Source organism: Streptomyces sp. NPDC002926, from assembly GCF_053591755.1.
In genome coordinates, this window is record NZ_JBSFUK010000003.1 from 113,755 (window position 1) to 138,508 (window position 24,754).

Below are 24,754 nucleotides of genomic sequence, written 5' to 3' on the forward strand. Positions count from 1 at the left end.
TCAGCCACCAGAGCCCAGAGGCTGGTCAAAGTCCCCCCGTCACAACGCCCTGCGGCTCGCCGTTGACCGTTACGGCCGGATCGGCCTCCACCACGCGCACAGACATGTCGATCGGTGCGGGGCGGGCGTTGGCTGATTCAGCTGCCGAGAGGTGTCGGACGTTGGAGGAGGCGTCGGCGAACGGGCGGACGGTGTGGGCCAAGAGGCGGGTCAGTTCATCGTCGAGGCCGTGCTGCAGTGGAGTGCCGTCGGGGCCGAAGGAATCGATCTCGCGCTCGACGAGCTGCTTGCCGGTGGCCGCGTGGGTGGCGGTGAAGCGCAGGATGCCGCTCTCGTTGTAGCGGAACTTGATCTCGATCTTGTTCCGGCGGGTGTCCTGTTCGCGGGTCGGGAGATCCACCTCGATGTTGGCCAGGGGGAAGGCACGGTCGCTGTCGGCCGGGTAGCCGACCTCGCCCTCGATCACCGGCACGCGCACGAAGGATGCGCCCGGCGTGTCCGGGTAAAAGGTGGCCGAACCCTCCGCGGGGAGCGTGGCGTTGCGTCGGATGATGGCGCGGAAGCCCTTCTGTTCGCCCGCGCTCACGGCCGTGCCCAGGTCGTAGCTGGTCACGAGGGAGAAGTCGCTGTCGTCGCCGAGTTCGCCGTCGAGGGAGGCCGCGTAGATGGCCGCGCCTCGGGCGACGGCGGTCATGGGCCGGCACAGGCCGCTGTCGACGATGCGGTCGTGGCCGAGGAATTCGCCCAGCGCGTGACGCACCTGGGGGATCTGCGAGGTGCCGCCGATCATCAGGACGGAGTCGATGTCGTCCGGCGCGATGGCCAGGTCTTCCAGGGCCTGCTGGACTGCCTCCAGGGCGCGGGTGATGAGCGGGGTGATCGCCTCGGTGTACTCGGCTGCGGTGATCCGTACCTCACGCTTCGAGACCGAGGGGGCGAGGCCGACCGGGAGGTCGAAGAAGAGCGCGCCGTCCATCGACACGGAGGACAGGGCGATCTTCGTCAGCTCGACCGACCGGCGCCACCGGCGTCGTTCGGCCTTGGTGAGCCGGTCCGCGGTCAGGCCGATCTTCTGCTGGATCAGCTGGGCCAGCGCGTTGTCGAACTCCAGGCCTCCGAGGGCGGTGATACCGCGGGAGGTCTGCTCCTCGAAGAGTCCGTCGTCATATTCGAGGACGGTGACGTCGATGGTGCCGCCGCCCCAGTCGAAGACGAGGAAGCGACCGGGGATCGGGACGTCGCGGACGTACGAGATCGCAGCCGCGGTCGGCTCGTTGAGGAGGGCCCGGACCTTCACTCCGCCGAGCGCTGCCGCGGCACGGGTGCGGTAGCGGGCGCCGCCCGTCGCCTTGGCGGGGACGGTGACGACTGCGTCGGAGAGGTCGAGCAGCTGGGCGGAGACACCGTCCTTCATGCGGCTGAAGAGGGCGGCGGCCGCGACCGTGCTGTGGAACTTCTCCGAGCCGATCCAGGCGTGGTGCTCCTCGAGCTGTGCTGCGACCTCGAGGCCGTCGATGTCGCCGTCCTTCTCGGCACCGGAGCGGGTGCCCAGCATGCGCTTCACGGCGTCGAGCGGCTCGCTGGTGCCGGTCTTCGCCTCCCAGCCGAAGCAGAGGGTGCGCTGGAGGTCGCGGACGGAGAGCACGGAGGGGAAGAGCTGCTCGAACTCCGACATCTGCCACTGGGCAGGCACGTTGTCGCCGTCGACCGGCAGCACTTCGGTGGTGTGCCCGTTCCAGTGGGCCACCACGGAGTTACTGGTGCCGAAGTCGATTCCAAAAGTCATCGCGTTCCCCTTTGCGTCACGCCAAGTCGCCCGCTCACCGCAGCACGCAGCGTCTGCCTGTAGGTCAGCGGCGGAGCCGGATTTTCCACGGCTGTTGCAGAACCGGGATCGACAATCCCCAGCGGAGCTTCCTGTCCGGCGACGGCCCGCAGCCAGCCGCGTTCGACGAGCTTCCCAGACTCCTTGTCGACGTAGGCCGGCGCGACGAGTTCAAAGGTGACCGGGCCTCTCGTCATTACGCCGGGCTGGTCCTCCACGACGTTGAACAGCGACTGATCGCCGGCGTCGCCGACGATCTGCAGGCCGGCCTGCGCCGCCTCGTGGTCGAGCCGGGTCAGCACCACCTTCAGGGTCTTCGCGTCCAGCACCTGCCGGTGCAGGACGGCCAGCTGGGCCAGGTGCATCTGGCGTGTGCGGATACTCTCCAGCACGCCCTTGCGCACTGCTTCGGTGAACTGGGGAAGCACTCGGCGCATCAGCTCGGTCCGGAAGGCGGAGACCAGATCGGCCTCGGTCTCCTTGTCGGCCAGGGCTGCGCCCAGCTTCTCCGTCGCCTCCTCCAACTCCTTTTCCACCACGGGCAGGAGCAGCTCGGTGACGGACTTCAGGATCGCGGCGGCGTCCAGGGTCCCTGGGGTGAACTCGGGCAGGTGACTCTCGGTGAACCGCCAGGGAGCAGCCTTGGCGGCCCTGCCCTCCCCACGACTCCGCACGCTTCCGCTGTTCCGCCCGCGTCCCCGGTTCTGCCGGGATCCGTCGCGGGCGCCAGAACCACTGTCGCCTTTACCGGCTGGGTTGCTCACGATGTGCTGCTTTCTGGGTCTTCAAGGGCTGCGAGGTCTTCAGCAGCCGGGGAAAGGCGTTCTGTCGCCCCGGTGATTATTTCTCGGGCCGCCTCGGTGCGAGACCACTCGCGGTCGCTGTCCGTGGGCGGCTCGGTGAGCCTCTGCAGAGGCTCGGGCGGGAGTTCCAGCCGGTGGCTCGTGCCGGTGGGGTCCTTCCAACGGTGCGGGGCGAGCGGGACGGCGAACCGGGGTACTTCCTGCTGCTCGCGCTCGGCCTTCTCGATCATGTCCTTTACGCGGTTGATCCGGACGCGGCCGCTGTCTTCGAGTTCCTTCCTAAGGGCGCGCCAGGCCTTCTTCCAGTCGTCCGCCCCGTCGGGCACGCCGAGCACCAGATAAGGGTTGAGCGGCTGGTCGCGTTCTCCGAGGGGCCGGTCTTCCAAGAAGCTCCGATTCTTCCGCAGCGTGGCCACGGCGCCTCCGCCGAGCTGGTCCCGCACCGGGGGACGGCCTTCGGCGTCCTGCTCCAGGAGTTCGAGGAACTCCGTCATCTCCTGGCCGGCGCGCAGGTAGGCCTGCATGTTCTGGGCCTCCCAGCGCACCGGCTGCGAGTGGTGCCGGAGCCTTGCGGCCATGGTGAGCGCCGCCGTCCTCCGCTGCTCCGCCGTCTCATCGTCCCCGCGGAGGAGGGCACGGTGCATCTGCCGCACAGCCCTGATCAGGGTCCGCACGCCGATCCAGCCGTTGAACTTCTTGTTGCTCGCGCTGCGCACGCTGGGGTGGATCCGCTCCAGGAGGACCCACAGCCGCTCGTCGGCGACGAGGTCCTCCGGGACCTCTCCGGTCCGCCGCACCTCGCGCAGAGCGTCGAGGAGCTTCTGCGTCGGCGGCAGGAGGTCGGTCCACTCTTCGGCGACGGCCTTGGCGTCGTTGGCCTGCAGCCTCGCCAGCAGGCGCCAGTCCTGCGGCCAGTCACGGCCGGGTTCCGTTCCCGGACCGGCCTCCCGGCGCTCCCGTTCGAGTGGCCAGGCCAATAGATCCATCTCCTCGTCGGTGAGGGAGGCCGGGTCCAGGCGGGCACGGAAGTAGGCGGCACGGGAGGTTCCGTTGCGCTCGGGGACCGCGCCGATCCACTCCTCGTCGATGTAGTCGTCGAGGAGCGGCCGGGGAAGCTTCGCCAAGAGCGCCCTCTGCCGAGGGGCCGGCAGGTCGGTCTCCATCAGGCGACGGTCGTCCTGGTAGATCTGCCACATGCTGCCCGGCTCCCCCAGGAGCGGGAGCGGCTTGTCCTCCAGCAGGGCGTGGGCGCGGTCGTTGAGCTGGCCGTTGAAGACGTCCAGCCCATGGTCCTGTGCCATGACGAGCAGGGAGAGGCCCTTGAACGGGTCGTCCTGCCGGGACGCCGCATCGGCCGCGGCCCGGGCCAGCTTCTGCTCGGAGAGCGTTCCGGTCGCCGCCTTCAGTGCGTCAGGCAGGGTGAGTTCGGCGAACGAGCGGGCGCGCTCCCAGGCCTCCTGGTCGGCGAATCCTTCGGGGCCCGGCTGGGGCATGACCAGTTCCGGCTCCGGCTGCTTCCGCGGCGGAACGACCGGAGTGGGGCCGCCGCCGGCTTTCGCGCCCTGCGGAGCTGCCCCAACGGTCCGGGCTTGGCGGCGGGCGAGGCGGCGGGCGATCTCGCGCTGCCGCAGCTCCTCCACACGGGCCTGCTCGTCCTGACCCGCTCCCAGCGGGATTCCTGCCGTCATCAGAGCTCCTCCGCGAAGATGTGCACCTGCTCGATCACCGCGGCAGGGGTCCGGTCCAGGCTGTAGGAGTCGGCGAAGGCGATCCTGGTGGCGAGGCCGCCGGCACGGACCTCGTGACGCAGGGCCTGGAGCCGTTCGTTCCCGCACTCCTCGGTGGCGGACTCCAGCGGATGCTTGGCGGCGACCGCGACGGGCTCGCCGGTGAAGTCCGAGGTGAAGAGCGCCACCGGTCCAGCGGGGGTCTCCTTGAGGCTGACGGTGGGCTCCTCGTCCGCCCAACCCTTCAGCAGGACGGCGTGCTCGTTCGGATCGATCTGCAGTTTCCGGCCGCGCAGGGCGTCGGTCAGGTCGCGGGCGAGCCGCCAGTCGTACAGCGGGTGGAGGCGCATGTTGGAGTAGTCGCGCAGGCAGGTGTAGCAGGAGCTGCGGCAGTTCTGCGCATGATGGCCGGCCTCCAGGTCGTGCACGTACCGGTCGACCGCCTGGAGGAACTCCTCGATGTGTTCCTCCGAACCGAGGTAGGTGCTGAAACCTGCGCCGTTGTCGAGGCTGTCCGCCAGGTAGGCCATGACGGGAGCGGCCACCGGGGCATCCGAGCCGTGGATGCCGCTGAGGAGTTCCTCCGGCTGCACGTCCAAGTGCGGGGCGGCGGCGCGGCGTAGCAGGGCCGCCAGCGAGTACCATGCGGCGCGCCGGCCGTGGTAGGCCTCGGGGAAGCCGTCGATCTGCTGGGACTTCGAGATGTCGAAGCGGAGGCCCCGGCTCGTGTCGAGGGCGTCCTTAGCTCCGATAAAGAGCATGTCGGTGTGCTGGGTCGCGCCGAGGGCGATCTCCAGGTCGGCTTCCGCCTTGGGATGATCCAGAGCGACATAACCGCCCCAAGGGCCTGTGTTCTTGACGAACCGGAAGAGTTTTCCGGCGTTGGTGTTGACGATGTAGCGGTCGCCGCTTCCTGTGTGGACGACCATCCAGTCGTCGGCGGCACGGTGGATGCGCGGGGCGGTCTTCTCCAGGTCGGTGGCGGTCCGTGCGCTGGTGGCGTTGGAGCCGAGCTCCCGGTAGCCGTCGTAGTCCCGTGCTTCACGGGCCGCCCGAAAGCCTGCGGGCTCGCGGAAGGGGACGGCCTTGTAGTACTTGCTCTCCGCTCCGCAGGCGGGGCAGGTGCCGGCGCTCCCGGTATCCGAGTCGACAACGGCCTGCGGGTCCACGTGGGAACAGATCCGGCACATGGCGACCAGTTGTTCCGGTCCGAACGGGTCCTCAGCGGCCTGCACTCCACGCCCGCTCGGGACGAGGGAAACCACTCCCCTGGAGCGGAGCAGACGGCCGTCCTGCGGGGTTTCGCTGCCGGGTGCGAACTTGCTGAGGGCGATGGCTAGGTCGCGGTTGACGGAGTCGGCCGGTGGCCAGGGGAAGGTCTTCTGCGGGATGCTCCGGTAAAGGAGGCGGGAGCGGGTCGGGAAGCCGAACATGGGCAGGAGACCCGCCTCGGCCAGACGCTGGCTGAGGTCGGAGTGACCGACCGTCCGGGCTGCCACCTCGTCCACCTGGCCGATGAGTTCGTTGACGGCAGCCACCGAATCCACAGCGGCGACGCTCTCCGGTGTTCCGGCCTGGAGCGCGGCGGCAGCGGCTCTGATGCGGTCCGGGCGCTCGGCGATCCAGCGGCGGACGGCTCCGCGATGAGTCGACCAGTCGGCGGCGCGACCGAACTGTCCGTGCACGTTGGTCGTCATGTCCGGCCCCTTCCGGCGCTCCTCCGGCTGCAGGGGCTCGAAGGCCTGACGCAGGACTTCTCCCAGCAGGACCCGCCGGAAGACGGAGACCATGTCAAGGACCAGGTAGGGCGGCGGAGTCGGATCGTTGGTGATGGCTTCCGGGCGGGCGAAGTAGTGCTCGTCGTGACTGCGACCGCGGCAGACGGTGAGGGCCAGGGCGACCGGGCTGTTGCGTCGGCCTGCGCGCCCCACCCTCTGCTGGTAGTTGAAGCGGGTGGGCGGCATATTGGCCATGATCACGGTGTTGAGGGGGCCGATGTCGACACCGGCCTCCATGGTCGTGGTCACGGAGAGCAGTTCCAGGCCGTCCGCCTGCGGAACGTCGTTGTCGCCGAGGAAGACGTCCTGGAAGAGGCTCTGCCGGCGCTGGGCCTCCAGCCGGTCCGTCTGGCCGGTCAGCTCCGCGGTGCGCAGGGGGAAGTCACCGGTGCGGTGAGCGGCCTTCCACGCGTAGTAGTCGTCTTCGAGGACTCCGCTGTGCTGCTGGGGCACGGCAGGCAGCGGGGTCAGGCACTTGGTGCACACTCCCGTGCCCGGGTGAAGGTGCGGCCGGTGGCAGGAACGGCACATCCAGGTCTTGTTCTCGCCGGGGCGGAGCGCCACCTTCTCCGGCTTGATGACGTAGTCGACCACGGCGTCCTTCCAGACACCGAGCACCCGGTGCTCAACCGTCTGCACATCGGTACCCTGGCGTTCGGCGAACTCCTTCCAGAAACGCTTCAGAGGCGCAGGCGGCCTCTGCAGAGAGGCACGTATCCGGGTGAAGCGCCGCATCAAACCGAGAATCCGCAGACTGGCACGCGCCACGGCCTGATCACTGTCCGGGCCGATCTCTACAGGCGAGCGATCGTCGCGCAGGCAGAGCCAACCGAGTCCGAGCGATTCGAAGTCACGGCCGCCGCCGGAGAAGAGGCTTCCGATCGTCTCGAGGCGGAGGCGGGAGCGGATGCGGTTGAGCAGTTCCTCCTGTGCCTGGGTCTCCGCCACCGCTTCCCGGTCCCGCTCCCAGTTGTAGAGCGCGGTCCAGGGCTGTCCGGCAGAGGTCTGCTGGAGCGAGGCCGCGGGACCGGCGGGGTTGGTGCCGTACTTCAGCAGCATGCCCTCGAGGTCGGAGGCGAGGTCGTCCAGCGAGGGCAGTGCGGAGAACCTCCGCTCCAGGTCGGGCAGAAGTTCCGGTTCCGCGTCGAGGTCGTCGCCGAGAATCGCCTTGAGGCGCCCCCAGTCCGCCGGATTGCGGTCCCGCAGCCGTTCCATTGCGGCGCGGGCAGCCGCACGATTGAGCGACTCCCTGGCGTAGTGGGCCTTCACCAGCTGAAGGTCGCCGAACGGATCCCCCTGGTTCTCGACGGCCTGGGCGCTGAGCAGGCGGAGAAGGTCCTGATAGTGGCGCAGAGCAAGGCCGCTCGCGAGTTCGGAGGCGTCGTCACGGCTGTCGGAGAAGGCGATCGCCTTGCGCTTGCCGTCCGGGAGATGGCCGAGGGCTTCGGTCACCAGCACCTGGTTGATCTTGTAGAAACCGGTGCGCATCCGCCGGACCGGTGCGTTGCGCAGCCGGTCAGGAGATTCCAACGGGATGAAACGGCCGTCCCGGTCGTACTTGATCTCCCAGTCGTCGCCGCAGGCGGGGCAGCGGGTGGGGAAGGCCTGCAACCGGGCCGGGTCGTATGCCGGCTTCTTGCCCTCCTTGTCCAGGGGCACGGCGATGTGGAACGACCATCCGGTGTGCCGCACGTCCCGGTTCTCCAGGCGGCCGGTGGCGGGCTGATAGGCGCTGCGGCGGAACTCGAACGCGACCTGCGGCCCGCCGTCGGACAGGCCCGCGTGCCAGCCGGGGTCGTCGAGGCCGAGGCCCTTCGTGCGCGGCCAGTACACGACGTAGTTCGCCGCGGTGGGTGCACCACTGGCCTCGTCGGGGAGCAGGTCCAGGTCCGGGAAGTCAGTGTGGAGGGCGCCCGTGAACTTACGCCGCTGCGTGTCCTTGGGGCTGGCGTACCCGCCGAGCATGAGGTCGCCGCATGCCTGGCAGGAGAGAAGTTCCAGTACGCGGGCGCCGCAGGTGCAGCGGGACGTGGGCTCGGCGAAGAGCCGGCCGACCCGCCGTTCGGGGCCGTGCTCCACGGGGATGTCGGGACAGTTCGGGTCGGAGCAGGCCCAGATGCCCTCGATGTTCCGGAAGAAGAAGTGGGCGCGGAGCTGGGGAAGTTCGGGGCCTTGTGCGGAGCCGAGTAGGCGCAGCACCCCGTGGAGAGCGTCCTGGCGCTGTTCCTCGGGGACGCCCGGGAAGAGGTTCTTCGCCAGCTCGGGAGCGGGCAGAGCACGGGGTTTGCCGTCTGGAGTGAGTGCGCGCTGGAGCGCCGGGCCGAGGCCGGTCTCCCGGGCCAGGGCGAGGGCTTCGTCCTGGGTGACGGGCGCCTTCGCGGCCTGCGCGAGGCGTTCGGTGTGTGCGGCCAGGTTGCCCTCGCCGTGGATCTCCTTCGCCTTTCCAGGGATGATCACGCGCCGGGATCCGGGCAGGGCGAAGAACCCGTCGAGGAACTCGTCGTCCCGGCCGGCCTCCAGGGAGGCAGAGGCGGCGAGCACACGCAGCTTCTCGGGGCTCTTGTCGAGGCCGAGACGGTGCCGGAGGTTGCGCAGCAGGTAGGCCACCTCGGTGCCGGCCGTGCCGCGGTACATGTGGAGCTCGTCGAGGATCAGGGTGACGCGGGCGTCCGGCGTCTCCTCCAGCCACTTCCTCGTGGCGCTGAAGATGTGCTCCTCCTGCTTGCGGAGCAGCATGATGTTCAGCATCGAGTAGTTGGTGACCATGATGTCCGGCGGCGCGGCCTGCATGTCCCAGCGGGCGTGCATCTCCGCTCCGCCGAGGCGCGGGATGAATGGCCGCAGCCCCTCGTCGAGCCTCTCGTCGGCCTTGCGCTGCCGTTCCTGGACCTCCTGCAAGTACTGACGGAGACGGAAGTTCGCCGGCTCGGAATCGCGGCTGCCGGAGACTGGAGTGGCTCCGGTGTACCGGCCGAAGTAGAAGCGGTGTCCGTTGCGCTTCCGGTCCAGCCACTCGTGGGCCTCGCGGCTGTCCAGCGACTTCCGGAGCCGGACCAGCTGGTCGTCGGCGAGGGCGTTCGTGGGATAGAGAACCAGCACACGCATGGCTGCGGGATGTCCGTGCTCGCTCTGTCGGCTGGGCACGTAGTCGCCCTCTCCCTGCCACCATTCCCGCTGCATCGCACGGGTGCCCTGCCAGTGGGCGGACTCGGCGACCAGGTCGGCGAGGACCGGCAGCAGGAAGGACTCTGTCTTTCCGGAACCGGTGCCTGCGGTGACCACGAAGTCCTTGCCCTCACAGGCAGCGACGAGGGCGTCGTGCTGATGCTGGTAGAGGCTGGTCACACCGTCGGGGAGCGTGAACCGGGCGAACTCGGCCGCCTCCGGGTGCGCCCCTGCTTCGGCGAAGGAGTCCGCGATGCTGACGCCCCGAGAGGCGTACTGCGGGCGCAGTTCGATCAGCGGGTCACGCCAGGCTCCGTTGTCCCGGTCCAGGAGGTTGCGCCGTTCCTCCATGACGGAACGGTCATCGACGCCGAACGGGGTGTCGTAGTAGCGGAAGAGCGCGCTGCGCAGGTCGTCGAACGTCCCCATGACGTCCTGGACATCGGTGTTCGTCACCATCGCTGTCTGCTGTTCGCCGCTCACTTGGTCCTCCCGCCGGTACCTACCTGTCGAGGCATGATCTCCAGGTTCTGCTGCAGCGAGGCCGCGATCGCCTCGGCGATCGCCCTCGGCACGTTGTCGTACGCACGGGTCTGTGCCTGCTTGCCCACCGAGGGCGGGAAGCCGCTGCACAGGACGGCTGCGCGCTCGTGCACAGCGGGCAGCGGCGCATACCGGTCGACGAAGAGTCGGCCGATGCCGGCACGGCCCTTGCCGGATTCAAGCCGCCAGCGCATCGCGCCGGTGCGGTGGCGGGCGAGTTCCAGATAGATGCCCGTCTCGCGTTCCACTGCGTGGAAGACGCCGTTGCGGCGGACGCGGGTCAGGCGTGCGTAGTCGGCTCCGCGCCACCGGTAAAGGCCGTCCTCGTCGTCCCTCTCCGCGGGGACGAACCGCTGGAGGCGCAACTCGTACTTCTCCAGGGTGTTGGCGGTGCTCCCACCGGGTGGTGCGGACTCGGGGCCCGGCGCCGCCTGCGGAAGCAGCTCCATCAACTGCAGTGCGGCGCAGGGCACGTAGCGTGCCCCGAGGAACTCCGCGGCTTCCTGCAGGGTCCGCAAGTCCTCGTACTGGAACAGGAGAGTGTCGGGCAGCGGCGCCTCACCGGCCTCCGGTCGGTGGGGGACGGTGACCAGCTCCATCCACTCCTGTGCCGCCTTGTCGACGCGCCTGCTGGTCTGCGCGGCGCGCACGCCAATCAGCACCGCGAGGCCGTCGGCGTGGGGCAGTCTGGTCAGCACCGGCGGGGCCACCGACCAGCGGTCGGCGCGCAGGTCCACGTCGATGAAGCCGAGGGCGGCGGCCTTGCGCATCCAGTCCCAGTCGGCGTACTCCTTCAGCTCCAGGTCCCATGCCTGGGCCTGGCTGCGGACCCCGTCGCGCAGTGCGGACGCCTTGCCGCCGCGGCTCTCGCTCAGCCAGCGCAGGAGGATCCCACCGAACTCGGTGCTGCTCATGGGTCCCGTCATCGGTCCAGCTCCTTCGCTGCCTGCACGTACGCGGCCCACGAGGACTCGACGGACACCTGCTGGGCATTGAGGACGGCGCGGGCCCATGCCCGCGGGTTGCCAGCGCTCCTCGGCTTCGGCGTTCCGGGGTTCACCGGGCGGCCCTTCCAGCGTCCGCTCCGGCGCTCCAGGAGCCAGCCGCCGATGCCGTGGAAGTCGGCCTCGAAGCGGAGGGGGGCGGGGGTGTCGGGGAGACGCTCCGTCCACCAGTCCGGTTGCTCCGGCGCCTCCAACGTCCACAGCCGTCCGTCGGCCGCCGCGAACAGCACCTCGTCCGCGTCCCGGCGGCACAGCTCCATGACGGCTGCCGCCTCCCGGGCCGTGGCACCCGTGCAGTCGGCGCCGGTGATCCCGGTCGGCAGGGTCTGCTCGGTGAGGAGGGAGGGCGTTTCCGAGGCCTTGCCGTGCACGACGGTGAAGCCGCAGACCTTGGTCATCTTCGGCTCGACGACGGCCTGTTCCGCGGTGGCGAAGCCGATCTCGGCGCCTGCACAGCTCACCGTGTGGCGGCCCGGCTCCAGCCGGAGCACGGCGAGGGGGACGCGACGGCCCGCGGCGACCGCCTTCCTGAGCTCGTGCCGCTCCTTCCCGTCGACCAGGAGGGTGGTGCCCGTGCCCTCCGTGGTGTCCGGGAGGACCACCTGGGGCTCACCGCCTCGCAGGTACAAGTGGGGATCGAGCGAAGGCGCGAGCTTCAGTCCGCCCTCCAGGCGGAGCTTGAACTGGGCCGGGGGGTGCAGGAGGCCGACCGCGCCCTGAACCTCCCGGAGCGCCCGGCGCAGGGTGACCGCGTCGTCGAAGGTGACCGGCTTGTGCAGGGACCAGCCCTGAGGCACCCAGGGCAGCTTGCTGGTGTCGGCGCTCCGGCCCGTGGTCGCGGCCTTATCGAGCAGCCGCTGCACGTCGCGCTGCGCGGTCGGGGCGGCGAGCACCACGTGCGCCTCTCCCGGGCGGAAGCCGTCCGTGCCGGCCCAGACGCCGAGCACGTCGTCCCGTGCAAGCACCAGGACGGAGCTGGAGGGGCGGCTGAGCACCAGGTTGTCCCCGTCGCGACGGATGCCCGTGGCGAGGGTGTGCGCACTGGGGGAGGGCAGGCCCGTCGCCTCGTAGTAGGCGGTGTCGCCAAGCCGCTCGAGGACGACGCCGTCCTTGAGCTTGAAGCGCTCCTTCTGATCCGCGGACCTCACACGCGCCACCCAGCTGAGACGCCCCGCGTCCATCCGCACCAGGAGTTCGGCTCGGGTGACGCCGGTCGGCACCAGCTCGTCCGAACCGTCCCAGGAAGCGGCGTAGTTGCCGATCAGCCTGGCGAGGAGGGGGCGGAACTCCTCCTCCTGGAGAGCGTTGTGAAAGCCCTTGGAGAAGTGCTGCTCCATGCCCCGGATTTCGATCTGGGCCAGCAGCGTCTCTCCCGGCAGCGGCCAAGTCGTGCCGTGCTCCCGCAATGACCGGAAGAACTTCGGTATGAAGGACCGGTCAGCGCCGCTGAGGAGCGCCTGGGACTGGGCGAACCCGATCATGCTGCGGTTGGAGGGCAAGTCTGCGGGGGCGGGAACGGTGCAGAGGCCCCGTGCGCCCTGCTGGCTGTGCTGCCAGGAGGCCAGCACCTGCCACATGCGGGAGATGGGCTCATAGTGGTGGCTGCCCAGTTGCCTCTCGTCGCCGGTCAGCAGCTCGGAGAAACGGGCGTGGTAGGCGGTGGCACGGTGGTTCCGGTCGTTCACCATCCGGGACGCGGCCATCACCGAGCAGGCCAGCAGCGGCAGGAAGGCGGGCACGCCGTCCTTGTCCTGCTGCCGCTTGCGCCAGCGGTAGTTCTCCAGCGCGCTGTACGGTTCCGCGGTTCCCAGCCGCAGGAACTTGCCCACGGACCGGGCAAGAGGCTCCTCTATGCCGTATCCGTGCCTGAGCCCCTGCTCCACGTCGTCGTCGACGTAGAACAGCGTCGGGTGGCCGGCGTGCTGCCGTCCGAAGAACTCTTCGGCCAGCACTTCCTGCCACGCCTGATAAGAATAATCCACTCTGTCCCCACAAGAGAGGTTCCAATGCCTATTCCTCAAATCCCCGGCATGGAACGGTCTTCCGCTTCACCCTAAACCCGCCACTGACAACGGGTCACTACCGAACTCCTTCTGGGGCGCAGCCCTGGACTGCCACTGCCCGGCGCAACCTCACGGCGCGCAACACACAGAGACGTCCCACTCATCCCCCATCATTTCCACAAGCGTCCATTGCAGCGTTCGCACAACCACCCCGGAAGTCGTAGCCAGAGCTTCACCAAGGGTCATTCGCCCGCCGTAATAGCAGCATCCACCGCGATCACCCGGGCGGTTGCTGTCCCACCCGTCCGACCTCCTCGGCACGCGACGCCCTCTAGGCCGCCCGCTTCGACGCGGCGGCCACCGTCTTCATACGCGGCTGCCTGCCGAAGAACGCGCGGTACTTCTCGACCGTCCCGATCTCCCTCACGATCTTCCTTATCCATGCCTGGGTGTAGACGTATTCGTTGAAGGCTTCGTTGTACGTGCAGTACCTGGCGTCGGTGGCATACGGGTCGCCGGAAGCCTTGGCCGGACGGACCTTCAGCCGCTTCCACATCTCCACGTGCTCGATGTACACGCTGAACCGGAAAGGCAGTTGCTCCTCGACCCGGGCAGCGACCTGCGCCGGGCGCATCCTGTTCAGGTCCGCCACCTCGACATGGCGGTCCCTGGTGATGACGGTTCCCTTGCGCCCGGCCTCGACCATGGTGCGTCGCTCGTCCTCGCTCAGGTCGTCGAGCTTGACGAAGTTGACCGCCAGGTCGGCGTCCGTCTTGGAGCCGGTGATGGGCACCAGCCGTACGCGGTAGTCGTATCTGGGGTCGTCGAGGACGGACGGATCGATGCCCGCCTCGTACCTGGCCACCAGGTCACGGGTCTTCCTGGGCAGCTCCCTGGCGGCCTTCCGCATCTCCTCGTATCCGTCCGCGGTCAACGCCTGGACGGAGAGCGGGAAGCGGAGCCGGTCGGCGAGGCTGTAGCCGGCGCCGAAGTGGCCGGTCATCTCCTGCTCGTAGTTGATCACGTAGGCCTGCGCCCTGCCGCCCGTGGCGATCCTCAGGTTGTGCTCGTAGCGGTGTTCCACCTTGTTGCGCAGGGCGACGAAGAGTTCCGCGTTGAGACGCACCGTGTCACCGTTGTTGGGAAAGCGCTCCTTCAGGCACTTCTCGAGGTCCCAGGCCTTGGGCTCGCCGTCGACCATCTGGTGACGGCCGGTCTTGGTGTCCTGGTAGTGGTAGTCGACCTTGGCCTTGTGGAATTCCGCGTGGAGCAGGTAGTGCCAGGCCTTGTGCATGTGGGTGAGGAAGTCGCTGTACTCGCCGATGGAGCAGTTCCATTCGTCGAGCGCCTTGAGGGCGTGACGCTGGGACTCCATGAGGATGTGGTGCCACCGGGGATGGGCCATGAAGAGCGTCGCTCGCTTTCATCCGGGACGGGGAGACCGGTTTTCAGGGTGATAGGGCTGTCCGCAGACGGTGTGACGTGGACTGCCCCGCGTCTCCCGCGACCGCCCGTGGCGATGTGAAAGTACGAAGACCCATGAACTCAGGCAGCAACCGAGAGGGAGCCGGCGTCAAGGAATCCGCACCGCAGGCCTGTTCAACTCCACAGACCCCGGATCTTCCGGCCCAACTCGCTGTGCGGGTCGAGAAGAGCGCCCGCGACGCGGCCGGCGGAGTCCTTCACACCGCCACTGAAGTTGAGTCGGCCGGTGGAGCCGACGCTGGCGCAGACGCCGTCCCAGTAGGCGGGTTCGCGCTCCCAGCGAACGTTGCCGAGCAGGTGCTCGACCGTCTCGTAGCTCATGGCGTCGCCGCGGTCGCACCAGGGGGTCGCGCGGTGCAGCAGGACACCGAGGCCTGCCATCACGGCCGGGGCCGTGATCGCGCTGCGCCGGGCGAAGTCCGGGAAGCGGCCCCCGATCAGCCGGGACACGAGACGTACGACGACCGTCTCCACCTCGTCGGCGTCGGTATTGGGCGGCAGGTCGCCCTCGTGGACGTTGGCCGCCGAGTACTGCACACCCTTGCTGCCGAACATGGTGGTGACGATCAGCGTCCGCAGCGCGGACAGCGTCACGACCTCCTTGTCGGTCCTGGTGAGCTGCCGCTTGCCGGCGTTGACCAGCTTGCCGAACGGCATCCGCTGACCTTTCGGCTCGACCTCGAGCTTCTCACCGACGATGTAGGCGAGGCGGGTGGCGAGGTCGCGCTGGTCCATGGACATGGCCAGGTTCTTGGCGACGTCGATGCCCTTGACGTTGCGGTCGTAGAAGATCTGCCGCGCGTCCGCCGGGGAGATCCCCAGGTAGAGCTCGAAGGGGATACGGACCCGCCGACTGAGCTCGGTGTATGTGAGGCCGAAGGATTCCGGGTCCTGGTAGATGTCGTGCCAGGCGGTGGTCTGGGTCTCGCCGTCGATGGCGATCAACATGGCGTCCGGGGCGACGGTCAGCGTCCGCAGGCCCGAGTCGGGGACCAACTCATCGCTCATCGCGGCGATCTCGCCCGCGTGCCAGAGCGTGATCGGGGGCGTGGACCAGGCGGAGCCGTGCTTGCCGAGGATGCCAGCGGCGATGTACTCGGCGTAGGCCGGGATGTTCTTGCCCTTCTGGGACTTCAGCGTCCGCTGCACGGTCGCGCGCAGCTCGGCGTGCCGCCGGTCGTGCCCCGACGCGGCCTTGAGGGCACGCGGGTCCTCCTCCTGACGCGGGGACGGCACGAGACGTACGAGCGTCGCCAGCGACATGGTGCCGATGACCGCGTCCTCGCGGAACGGCATGACGGTGAGCGGGATTCCTTCCGGGCTGCCGCTCGGCATGGTCAGGCGCATGGGTTCCCCCCTGGGTGGTTGGTCGATCGGGCTCGCCCGGCCCTGAGGCGCCGCACATCCCCCGGCATCCCGCCGAAAGGGGTTGGCGCGGAACACGGAGCTGGGCGCCCAAGGACATGGCTATGGCAAGGGAAGTCACGCTTCACGCCGGTGGGTGCCGCTCACCGGAGGAAGCGATTACATGAAAGCATGACAGTGAAAGCACTGTCCAACAGCTTCTCGTAGTTGACTCGTGCTGTACGGTGTAACCACGCCCTCCATCGGAGCCAGGACCACATCCATGTCGCAGCCACCCGCATCATCCGCCCAGGTGACAGCCGCCGAGATCTCCCGCATCGCGGGGGTCACGCGTGCCACGGTCAGCAACTGGCGACGCCGGCACGACGACTTCCCGGCGCCGTCCGGGGGCACGGACAGCAGCCCGTTGTACGACCTGGAGTCGGTGCGTTCCTGGCTCGCCTCACGCGGCCACGTCTCGGCGGCGAACCCCTCGGAGGAACTGCGGACCACCCTCCGCCTGCGCGCGCAGAGCGGCGGCGGCATGTCGGACCTGTTGCTCCTCGTCCTCGCGGCGGCGGGCCGCTCACCGGAGGAGCTGACGGCCGCCGCACAGCTGCCGGACCCGGAGCTCGTCACCCACGCCCAGCGCGATGTGGCCACCGCGGCCGACGCCGTACCGGGCGCGGACGCCGTCCACTTCAAGGCGGACGACGCGGCGGTGCTGCGGGCGTTGTACGCATGTGTACGCGCCGAGGGCGGCCAGGCCGCACTAGGCGTGCTCGCCGAGCGGGAGCTGGAGGACAGTGCCGCGTCCGGTGCGTACCTGACACCCGCGCCGCTCGCGGACCTGCTCGCCCGTCTGATCCCGGGGTCCCCGTCCAGGGTCCTCGATCCGGCCTGCGGCGGCGGCACCCTGCTCGCGGCAGCCGCTCGCCGGGGAGCTCGCGAGCTGTACGGCCAGGACAACCTGCCCGTGCAGGCCCTGCGCAGCGCCGTCAGCCTGATGCTGACGGCCCCGGAGGCCGCAGTCACCGTGCGCACCGCCGACAGCCTCCGCGCGGACGCCTTCCCCGACCTGCTCGCCGACGCGGTGCTGTGCAACCCGCCGTACGGCGTGCGCGACTGGGGCCACGACGAGCTGGCGTACGACCCGCGCTGGGCGTACGGCGTCCCGGCGCGCGCCGAGTCGGAGCTGGCATGGGTGCAGCACGCACTCGCCCATCTGACACCCGGCGGTCACGCCGCGCTGCTCCTGCCGCCCGCCACGGCCGGCCGCGCGTCGGGGCGCCGGGTACGGGCGGAGCTGGTACGCAGCGGGGCCCTGTGCGCGGTGATCGCCCTGCCGGTCGGCGCGTCGGTGCCGCTGCACGTCGGGCTCCAGGTGTGGGTGCTGCAACGGCCCGAACCGGGCGGCCCGGAGCGCAAGTCGGTGCTGTTCGTGGACACGGCGGCGGACATGGCGACGGGTACAGCGACCGCGGCCGGGCGCGGTGGAACGGCGGTGACCGCACGGACGCGGGGCGGGAGCCGCTCCGCCTCCCTGGACTGGGAGGGGATCACCGCGCACGCCCTGGGCGCGTGGCGGGCGTTCACGGAGAACCCGGACACCTTCGAGGGCGAACCCGGTGTCGCGCACGCGGTCGGCGTGGTGGACCTGCTGGACGACGTGGTGGACCTGACCCCCGCACGGCTCGTGCGGGCCTCACGGGCCGAGGTCGATCCGGCGGAGCTGTCGGCCGAGGTCGACGCCACGCGCCGCAGTCTCGTTGGCGTCGCGAAGTCCCTTGCGCGGACGGCGGGCCGGGAGGGCTGGAGCGCCGCGGGAGCCACGGCCCGCGAATGGCGGACGGCGACGGCGTCCGACCTCGCGCGCGGCGGGGCACTCACCCTGCTGCGCACGCTGCCGGAGGGCGCGCGGGGCCGCGCGGACGGCGACGGGAGCGACGGGAGCGGGAAGCGGCCGGACGCGTCCCGCGCGGTGCTCACCGGCTCGGACATCGCACGCGGATCGGGCCCCACGGGCGACCCGGCGGAGCTGCGGGGGGACACGGCACCCGTGATCGCCGTGGGGGATGTTCTCGTGCGGGCGGTCGCGAGCGGGGACGGGCCGATGAGCCGGGTCGCGGGCAAGGAGGACGCGGGCGCGCTGCTCGGCCCCCACGTCCACCTCTTCCGGCCGGACCCGAAGCGCCTGGACGCCTGGTTCCTCGCCGGGTTCCTGGGCGCGGACGAGAACGTCGCGGGCGCGTCGACGGGCAGCACGGTCCTGAGTGTCAGCCCGGGCCGGCTGCGCGTGCCGCTGCTGCCGCTGGAGGAGCAGCGGCGGTACGGGGAGGCGTTCCGGCACGTGCACGCGCTCCGGGCGGAGGCGCGGCGGGCGACCCTGCTGACTGAGGAGACGGCACGGTTGCTGGCGGGCGGGCTCACGGGCGGGCAGCTGCTGCCGTCAGGGGAGGCGGCGGAGGGGGACGCGGTACGCGGCCGGGGTGACGATTCACCCCATTAGACACGCGGCCCCTCACAGATAGACCACACTTGTCGGACCGTCCTGGTCGGCTGATCGGCCCGGGCGGTGGGGTTGGGACGTTTCGGAAGGAATCCGGGGATCCAGTTGAACAGCAGTAAGCACACGGAGTTGGCGAACCACGCGTGGTCCGTCGCCGACCTCCTGCGGGGGGACTACAAGCAGTCCGACTACGGCAAGGTCATCCTGCCGTTCACGGTGCTGCGGCGACTGGAGTGCGTGCTGAAGCCGACCCGCGAGAAGGTCGCGGAGATCGCGGAGCAGCACAAGGACAGCGGCATCGACCCGGACCGCTTCCTGCGGCGGGCCTCGGGCCACTCCTTCTACAACCGGTCCAGCCTGACCCTGAAGAAGATCGCGGCGGATCCGCAGACCGCGGCGCAGAACCTCCAGGTGTACGTGGGGGCGTTCTCGGACAACGCGCGTGGCGTGCTGGAACGCTTCGAGTTCGCGCAGCAGATCAAGCGGCTGGACGACGCCGACCTGCTCTACAAGGTCATCGGCAAGTTCACGGACCTGGACCTGCGTCCCGAGGTCGTGCCCAACCACAACATGGGCTACATCTTCGAGGAGCTGATCCGCCGCTTCGCGGAGCAGTCGAACGAGACAGCCGGTGAGCACTTCACCCCGCGCGAGGTCATCCAGCTGATGGTGCGACTGCTCGTCGCCCCGGACGGCGACGCGCTCCAGCTTCCGGGCGCGGTGCGCACGGTCCTCGACCCTGCCTGCGGCACGGGCGGCATGCTCTCCGCGATGGACGACCTGATCACGGAGCTGAACCCGGACGCCACGGTGGAGGTGTACGGGCAGGAGCTCAACCCGGAGTCGTGGGCGATCTGCCGGTCCGACCTCATGATCAAGGGCCAGGACCCCGAGAACATCGCCTTCGGCAACTCCTTCTCCGACGACGGCCACGCCCGCAAGTCCTTCGACTACATGCTGGCCAACCCGCCGTTCGGCGTGGAGTGGAAGAAGGTCAAGGACGAGGTCGAGCAGGAGCACAAGACGCTGGGCGAGGCCGGCCGCTTCGGGGCGGGACTGCCGCGCATCAACGACGGATCACTGCTGTTCCTCCAGCACATGATCTCGAAGATGAAGCCGGTGGACGTGAACGGCGGGGGCGGCTCGCGGCTCGCGATCGTCTTCAACGGCTCGCCGCTCTTCACGGGCGCGGCCGGTTCAGGCGAGTCGGAGATCCGGCGCTGGATCCTGGAGAACGACTGGCTGGAGGGCATCGTCGCCCTGCCAGACCAGCTCTTTTACAACACCGGCATCTCCACGTACTTCTGGATCCTGACCAACCGCAAGAGCCCGGACCACAAGGGCAAGGTCGTGCTGCTGGACGCGCGGGACCAGTGTCAGAAGATGCGGAAGTCGCTGGGCGACAAGCGCAAGGAGCTAGACAAGGAGCATATCGCCACGGTGGTCAAGCTGTACGGCGAGGCGCTGGCCGTGGCGGGCGACCCGGAGCACCCGCTGCACAGCAAGGTGAAGGTCTTCTGGAACGAGGACTTCGGGTACCAGCGGATCACGGTGGAGCGTCCGCTGAAGCTGCGGTTCGAGGTGACGGAGGAGACTCCGGCGGCGCTGGAGGCCTCCAAGGTCATCCAAAAGCTGCCGCAGGCTTCGACTCTGGCCGATGCCTTCAAGTCCCTGATGGGTACGAGCTGGGGCACGAAGCAGGAATCCTGGCTTGCTCTGAAGGACGCCGTGGTGCAGGGCGGGGAAACGTGGCCCACGGGGGCGCCGTTCAACAAGGCGCTCCGGGATGTGATCGGCGTGCGAGATCCGGCGGGCGAGGTCCAACTTCTCAGAGGCCAGCCCGAGGCGGACGCGGAGTTTCGGGACTACGAAAACGTGCCGTTGGGTGAGGACGTCGAGGAGTACCTGAAGCGGGAGGTACACCCGCACGTGCCGGACGCGTGGATCGACCAAAGCAAGACGAAGGTCGGATATGAGATCCCAGTCACGCGGCATTTCTACGTCTATCAGCCACCGCGGCCGTTGGTGGCGATTGATGCGGAGCTGAAGTCGCTGGAGGAGGAGATCCAGGGACTGTTGGGGGAGGTAACGAAGTGAAGCCCGCGATCAAACTCAAGTACTGTCTCGCGGCATCGGATTCTGGAACTTGGGGCGACGACTACGCTGAGATCACAAGCGCGACGCCTGTCCTACGCTCCACCGAAATCGGGCTCGATGGCTCAGTTGATCCACGCGAGCCAGCGTTGCGTTCTCTAAGTACGCATGAGAAGTTTCGCACGCGGCTGCGTGAGGGGGACATTCTCGTGGTCCGTTCCAGTGGGAGCGACTTGCATCTCGGGAAGGCAGGTTTCGTAGGTGCGCCTGCGGCGGGTTTTTCTTTCTCGAATTTCCTGCAACGCCTTCGCCTCTCTCCCACGCACAGTCCACGATTTGCCTGGTATTTTCTCAACTGTGCCGATGCGAAACAGCAGATCCGCAGACTAAGTTCCACGACGACAGGGTTGCAGAATCTGAGTGCGGGTCTCATCTCCGAGCTCGAGATTCCATCGCCCTCGTTGGACGAGCAGTGCCGCATTGCTGACTTCCTTGATGCAGAGGTCGGCAGGATTGATCACCTTGTCGCCAAGAAGCGTCATCTGATCACGCTCCTCAACGAACGCATTGATAGCCACGTACTGGAACATGTAGGCGTAAGTCGCCTCGTACATCCAACAACTGGCGCTCGGACGCTGCCGCTTCGCAGGATTCTCGGCAAGGTGGTGCGGCCAGCCGTATCAAAAGCGGACGTCATCACGGCTTACCGCGATGGCCAAGTAACGAATCGTAGCGTGCGCCGCGCTGAGGGATACACGCTCTCCGCCTCAACCGACCCTCAGGGTCAGCACGTACGAATCGGTGATGTTGTCGTCCACGGCCTTGATGGGTTCGCCGGGGCCATCGGCACATCGGAGGCTGTAGGCAACTGCAGCCCGGTCTACCACGTGTGCGTTCCGCACGGCGACGGCGATGCCCGCTATCTGGGGAGACTTCTTCGACTTCTGGCAACCCAAGGGTATCTCGGAAACTTCGCAACCAGCACTCGCGAACGTGCCGTCGACTTCCGCAATTGGGACCTTTTCGGACGCATTCCGGTCCCAGTGGTGTCGCCAGCTGAACAACGTGAGATTGGCGAGTGGATCAGCAACGTTCGTCCCTTGCGCGAGGTGATCGAGCGCTCTGCCGCGCTCGCGGCAGAGCGCCGCCAAGCCCTCATCACCGCCGCCGTAACCGGCCAGTTCGACGTGACCACCGCCAGCGGACGCAACGTAACCGAAGGAGTCACCGTATGAGCCCCGTGCACGACGAGTCCTCCTTCGGGTCTGCCATAGTCGCCGCCCTCTGCGAGCACGGCTGGCGGGAGGCGAGCCCCGAGGACTACCGACCCGACCTCGGGCTCGACACCAACGAGCTGTTCACCTTCATCGGCGCGACCCAGCCCGACGAGTGGGACGAACTGCTCACCGTCTACGGCGGCAACCCCAACGAGGCCCAGCGAGGCTTCGCCCAACGCCTTGACCGGGCCATCGCCGATGACGGCCTCCTCCACGTCCTCCGCAACGGCGTCAAGGACCGAGGCGTCCGCCTCCGCGTCGCCTACTTCAAGCCCAACCTCATCTCCGCCGACTCCGTTCTCGACGGTTACCGGACCAACCGCCTCACTGTCGTACGCGAACTCCCCTACGCGACCAAGCAGGCCGACTGGGGGCACCGCCTCGACCTCACCCTGTTCCTCAACGGCATTCCGGTCGCCACTGCCGAGTTGAAGAACCCGCTGACCGGGCAGGGCGTCGAGCAGGCCAAGGAGCAGTACCGCACCGACCGGGACCCGACCGAGCTGATCTTCACGCGGCGCGTGATCGCGAACTTCGCGGTCGACCCCGACCTGGTCTTCGTCACCACGCAACTGCGCGGCAAGAGCACCCAGTTCCTGCCGTTCAACACCGGCTCGAACGGCCCCGGCCAGCCCGGCGGAGCCGGGAACCCGCCACCGACGGCCCACGGCACGTACGCCACCTCCTACCTCTGGGAACACGTCTGGCAGCGGGACAACTGGCTCGACCTACTCCAGCGTTTCGTGCACCAGCAGAAGCACAAGACGCCCGGCGGCGGCACCACCAAGTCGACGATCTTCCCCCGCTTCCACCAGTGGGACGTGGTCCGGAAGCTCACCGCGCACGCGTCCGTCCACGGTGCCGGCCAGAACTACCTGGTCATGGCCTCCGCCGGATCCGGCAAGTCGAACACCATCGGCTGGCTGGCCCACCGGCTCAGTGACCTGCACGCACGCACCGATCCGCACGTTCTCGAACCCGAAGCCCTCGCCGACGGGCGCATCAAGCCCGGCGAGCCCGTCTTCGACAAGGTCATCGTCATCACCGACCGCCGTGCCCTGGACGCCCAGCTCTCGGCGACGGTCGGCAGTTTCTCGCAGACGGACGGCCTGGTCGTGAAGGTAGACGAGAAGCAGGGGGCGAAGAGCGAGCAGCTCGCCCGCGCGCTCTCCCGGGACACTGGGAAGATCGTCACGGTCACCCTGCACTCGTTCCCGGCGCTGCTGGACTACATCAAGCGCAACCCCACCGAGATCAAGGGCACCCGCTTCGCGATCATCGTCGACGAGGCGCACTCCTCGCAGTCCGGCGACGCAGCGACCGCGGTGAAGTCTGCCCTGCGCGACCTCGGCCTGGACGCGGACTCGGACGACGAGGGCGCGACCGCGGTCACCGTGGACGACCAGCTGAAGGCGAAGGCGGTGGCGCGGTCCCGCGCCGCGAATCTCTCCTACTTCGCCTTCACAGCCACCCCCAAGTCGAAGACGCTCGAACTCTTCGGCACGGAAGGCGCGGAGAACGGCAAGACCGTCTACCGCCCCTTCCACACCTACTCCATGCGCCAGGCCATTGAGGAGGGCTTTATCCTCGACCCCCTGCGCAACTACGTCACCTACAACACCTACTGGAAGCTCGCGAACCTCAACCACGACGAGAAGGAGGTCGACCCCTCCAAGGCGAACAGCCTGCTCGCCCGGTTCGCGCTCATGCACGAGCACACGGTGTCCCAGCACGCCCAGGTGATCGTCGAGCACTTCGTCGCCCACAGCCGCGGCCGGCTCGGCGGACGCGCCAAGGCGATGGTGGTCACGGCCTCCCGGCACTCCGCCGTGCAGATGGCCCGCGCCATCCGCAGTTACGTCGCCGACCGCGAGTACGACACCAAGTACCCGGACCTCGGTGTCCTGGTCGCCTTCTCCGGGTCCCTCACCATCGACGGCGAGGAGACCACCGAGAGCAAGGAGAACGGCGGTCTCTCCGAAAGCGCGCTGCCCAAGGGGTTCGCCTACACCCGCGCCGACGACAAGGCCGCGAAGGCCGGCGGCAAGGGACAGCAGGAATACCGGATCCTCGTCGTCGCCGAGAAGTACCAGACCGGCTTCGACCAGCCGCTCCTGACCACGATGTACGTCAACAAGACGCTGACCGGCATCGCCGCCGTGCAGACCCTGTCCCGCCTCAACCGCACCGCCGAACGCAAGTCCCAGGCCGACCTGGCCGTCCTGGACTTCGTCAACGAGGCCGAGGACATCCAGGACGCCTTCCGCCCGTACTTCGAGGTGGCGCACACCCTTCCCTCCGACCCGAACCTCCTCTACACGGCACAGAGTCGCGTCATGTCCGCGCCGATCATCTCGGAGCAAGACATGGACGAGTTCGTCGCCGCGTACATCGAGGCGGAGCATAGGGCGGGCGGCTCCCAGTCCAAGTGGGAGAAGCTGCACGCCGAGCTGTACCGACTCCTGTCACCCGCCGTCACCCGCTTCACCGCCCTCCTGGAGAGCGACGAGGAGGACGACGTCGAGGCTGCCGAGGAGTTCCGCGCCAACCTGAACGACTACGTCCGCAAGTACGGCTTCCTCGCGCAGATCGTTCCCTACCAGGACGCCGAGCTGGAGCGGCTGTACCTCTACGGCCGCCATCTGCTCAACCGCCTCCCCCGCCTGGCCGACGGCGGAGTCGACATAGGCGAGGTCGACCTCAGTCACCTGCGCGTTGACAAGACCGGCGAGCACGACGTGTCCCTCAACCCCGAGGGTGCGGCCGAGCTCAAGGGGTTCGGCGACGGGGTCGGTGGCGGGCAGGATCCCGAGAAGTCACTGCTGTCGGAGCTGATCGAGAAGTTCAACGCCAAGTTCGGCACGGACTTCACCAAGGAGGACGTCCTCCCGGCCTTCAACGCGACCAAGGAGGACCCGAAGGTCCGCGCCGCCGCGCTGGTCAACGACGAGTCCAACTTCGGCATCGTCTTCGACAAGAAGTTCGAGGAGAACATGATGGACCATGTCTCCACGATCGACACCCTCGGCAAGCGGTACTTCGGTGCCGACCGGGACTTCAAGTCCAACCTCGACCGCAGCGCGCGTCGGGCCGCCTGGCGGATGATCCGCCGGGAGGAGGGGCTGGACGACTTCTGACGCGCTCGGGGCCCGGTGCGGAAGCCGCGCACCGGGCCCCGCCCGTCGTATGTCGGCCAG

The 24,754-nt window shown here is 68.5% G+C and carries 12 protein-coding genes; 4 read left to right on the forward strand and 8 right to left on the reverse strand.

Going from position 1 to position 24,754, the window contains the following annotated elements; genetic code table 11:
- Positions 1-25: 25 nt before the first annotated feature.
- The 8 genes from ACWDZ6_RS06890 to ACWDZ6_RS06925 form a co-directional block, all read right to left on the reverse strand.
- Positions 26-1,786: an Hsp70 family protein gene (locus tag ACWDZ6_RS06890; protein WP_451502009.1), complete on the reverse strand. Its 1,761-nt coding sequence runs from the start codon at positions 1,784-1,786 to the stop codon at positions 26-28.
- Positions 1,783-2,589 carry a hypothetical protein gene (locus tag ACWDZ6_RS06895; RefSeq protein ID WP_451502010.1) on the reverse strand — a complete coding sequence of 269 codons (807 nt, stop codon included), beginning with the start codon at positions 2,587-2,589 and terminating at the stop codon, positions 1,783-1,785. Before ACWDZ6_RS06895 ends, ACWDZ6_RS06890 begins: the two co-directional genes overlap by 4 nt.
- Positions 2,586-4,316, reverse strand: a complete 1,731-nt coding sequence (locus ACWDZ6_RS06900) for a hypothetical protein (RefSeq protein WP_451502011.1) — start codon at positions 4,314-4,316, stop codon at positions 2,586-2,588. Before ACWDZ6_RS06900 ends, ACWDZ6_RS06895 begins: the two co-directional genes overlap by 4 nt.
- Positions 4,316-9,781: a DEAD/DEAH box helicase gene (locus tag ACWDZ6_RS06905; RefSeq protein WP_451502012.1), complete on the reverse strand. Its 5,466-nt coding sequence runs from the start codon at positions 9,779-9,781 to the stop codon at positions 4,316-4,318. Before ACWDZ6_RS06905 ends, ACWDZ6_RS06900 begins: the two co-directional genes overlap by 1 nt.
- A complete protein-coding gene (locus tag ACWDZ6_RS06910) occupies positions 9,778-10,767 on the reverse strand; it encodes a hypothetical protein (RefSeq protein ID WP_451502013.1) in 990 nt (329 codons plus the stop codon). The genes ACWDZ6_RS06905 and ACWDZ6_RS06910 overlap by 4 nt, the downstream gene beginning before the upstream one ends.
- Entirely contained in the window at positions 10,764-12,827 is a 2,064-nt protein-coding gene (locus ACWDZ6_RS06915) for a hypothetical protein (protein WP_451502014.1), read from the reverse strand. Before ACWDZ6_RS06915 ends, ACWDZ6_RS06910 begins: the two co-directional genes overlap by 4 nt.
- A gap of 352 nt (positions 12,828-13,179) precedes the next feature.
- Positions 13,180-14,223 (reverse strand): DUF3644 domain-containing protein, encoded by a 1,044-nt coding sequence (locus ACWDZ6_RS06920; RefSeq protein WP_451502015.1) that lies wholly within the window; start codon positions 14,221-14,223, stop codon positions 13,180-13,182.
- A gap of 224 nt (positions 14,224-14,447) precedes the next feature.
- Positions 14,448-15,680 carry a DNA sulfur modification protein DndB gene (locus ACWDZ6_RS06925; protein WP_451502016.1) on the reverse strand — a complete coding sequence of 411 codons (1,233 nt, stop codon included), beginning with the start codon at positions 15,678-15,680 and terminating at the stop codon, positions 14,448-14,450.
- 310 nt (positions 15,681-15,990) lie between these two features.
- Here ACWDZ6_RS06925 and ACWDZ6_RS06930 point away from each other — a divergent pair, with 310 nt between their 5' ends.
- The 4 genes from ACWDZ6_RS06930 to ACWDZ6_RS06945 all read left to right on the forward strand — a co-directional run bounded on the left by ACWDZ6_RS06930 (position 15,991) and on the right by ACWDZ6_RS06945 (position 24,694).
- On the forward strand, positions 15,991-18,186 hold the full coding sequence (locus tag ACWDZ6_RS06930; protein WP_451502017.1) for an N-6 DNA methylase: 2,196 nt from the start codon (positions 15,991-15,993) through the stop codon (positions 18,184-18,186).
- Between the two features lie 105 nt (positions 18,187-18,291).
- Positions 18,292-20,283, forward strand: a complete 1,992-nt coding sequence (locus ACWDZ6_RS06935; RefSeq protein ID WP_451502018.1) for a type I restriction-modification system subunit M — start codon at positions 18,292-18,294, stop codon at positions 20,281-20,283.
- A complete protein-coding gene (locus tag ACWDZ6_RS06940) occupies positions 20,280-21,515 on the forward strand; it encodes a restriction endonuclease subunit S (RefSeq protein WP_451502019.1) in 1,236 nt (411 codons plus the stop codon). The genes ACWDZ6_RS06935 and ACWDZ6_RS06940 overlap by 4 nt, the downstream gene beginning before the upstream one ends.
- Positions 21,512-24,694 (forward strand): type I restriction endonuclease subunit R, encoded by a 3,183-nt coding sequence (locus tag ACWDZ6_RS06945; RefSeq protein WP_451502020.1) that lies wholly within the window; start codon positions 21,512-21,514, stop codon positions 24,692-24,694. The genes ACWDZ6_RS06940 and ACWDZ6_RS06945 overlap by 4 nt, the downstream gene beginning before the upstream one ends.
- Positions 24,695-24,754: the final 60 nt, after the last annotated feature.

Bases quoted from the DNA above. Each gene is read 5' to 3' on its own strand.
- ACWDZ6_RS06910 (WP_451502013.1), bottom strand. From the start codon at position 10,767: ATGACGGGACCCATGAGCAGCACCGAGTTCGGTGGGATCCTCCTGCGC.
- ACWDZ6_RS06920 (WP_451502015.1), bottom strand. From the start codon at position 14,223: ATGGAGTCCCAGCGTCACGCCCTCAAGGCGCTCGACGAATGGAACTGC.
- ACWDZ6_RS06925 (WP_451502016.1), bottom strand. From the start codon at position 15,680: ATGCGCCTGACCATGCCGAGCGGCAGCCCGGAAGGAATCCCGCTCACC.
- ACWDZ6_RS06890 (WP_451502009.1), bottom strand. From the start codon at position 1,786: ATGACTTTTGGAATCGACTTCGGCACCAGTAACTCCGTGGTGGCCCAC.
- ACWDZ6_RS06900 (WP_451502011.1), bottom strand. From the start codon at position 4,316: ATGACGGCAGGAATCCCGCTGGGAGCGGGTCAGGACGAGCAGGCCCGT.
- ACWDZ6_RS06945 (WP_451502020.1), top strand. From the start codon at position 21,512: ATGAGCCCCGTGCACGACGAGTCCTCCTTCGGGTCTGCCATAGTCGCC.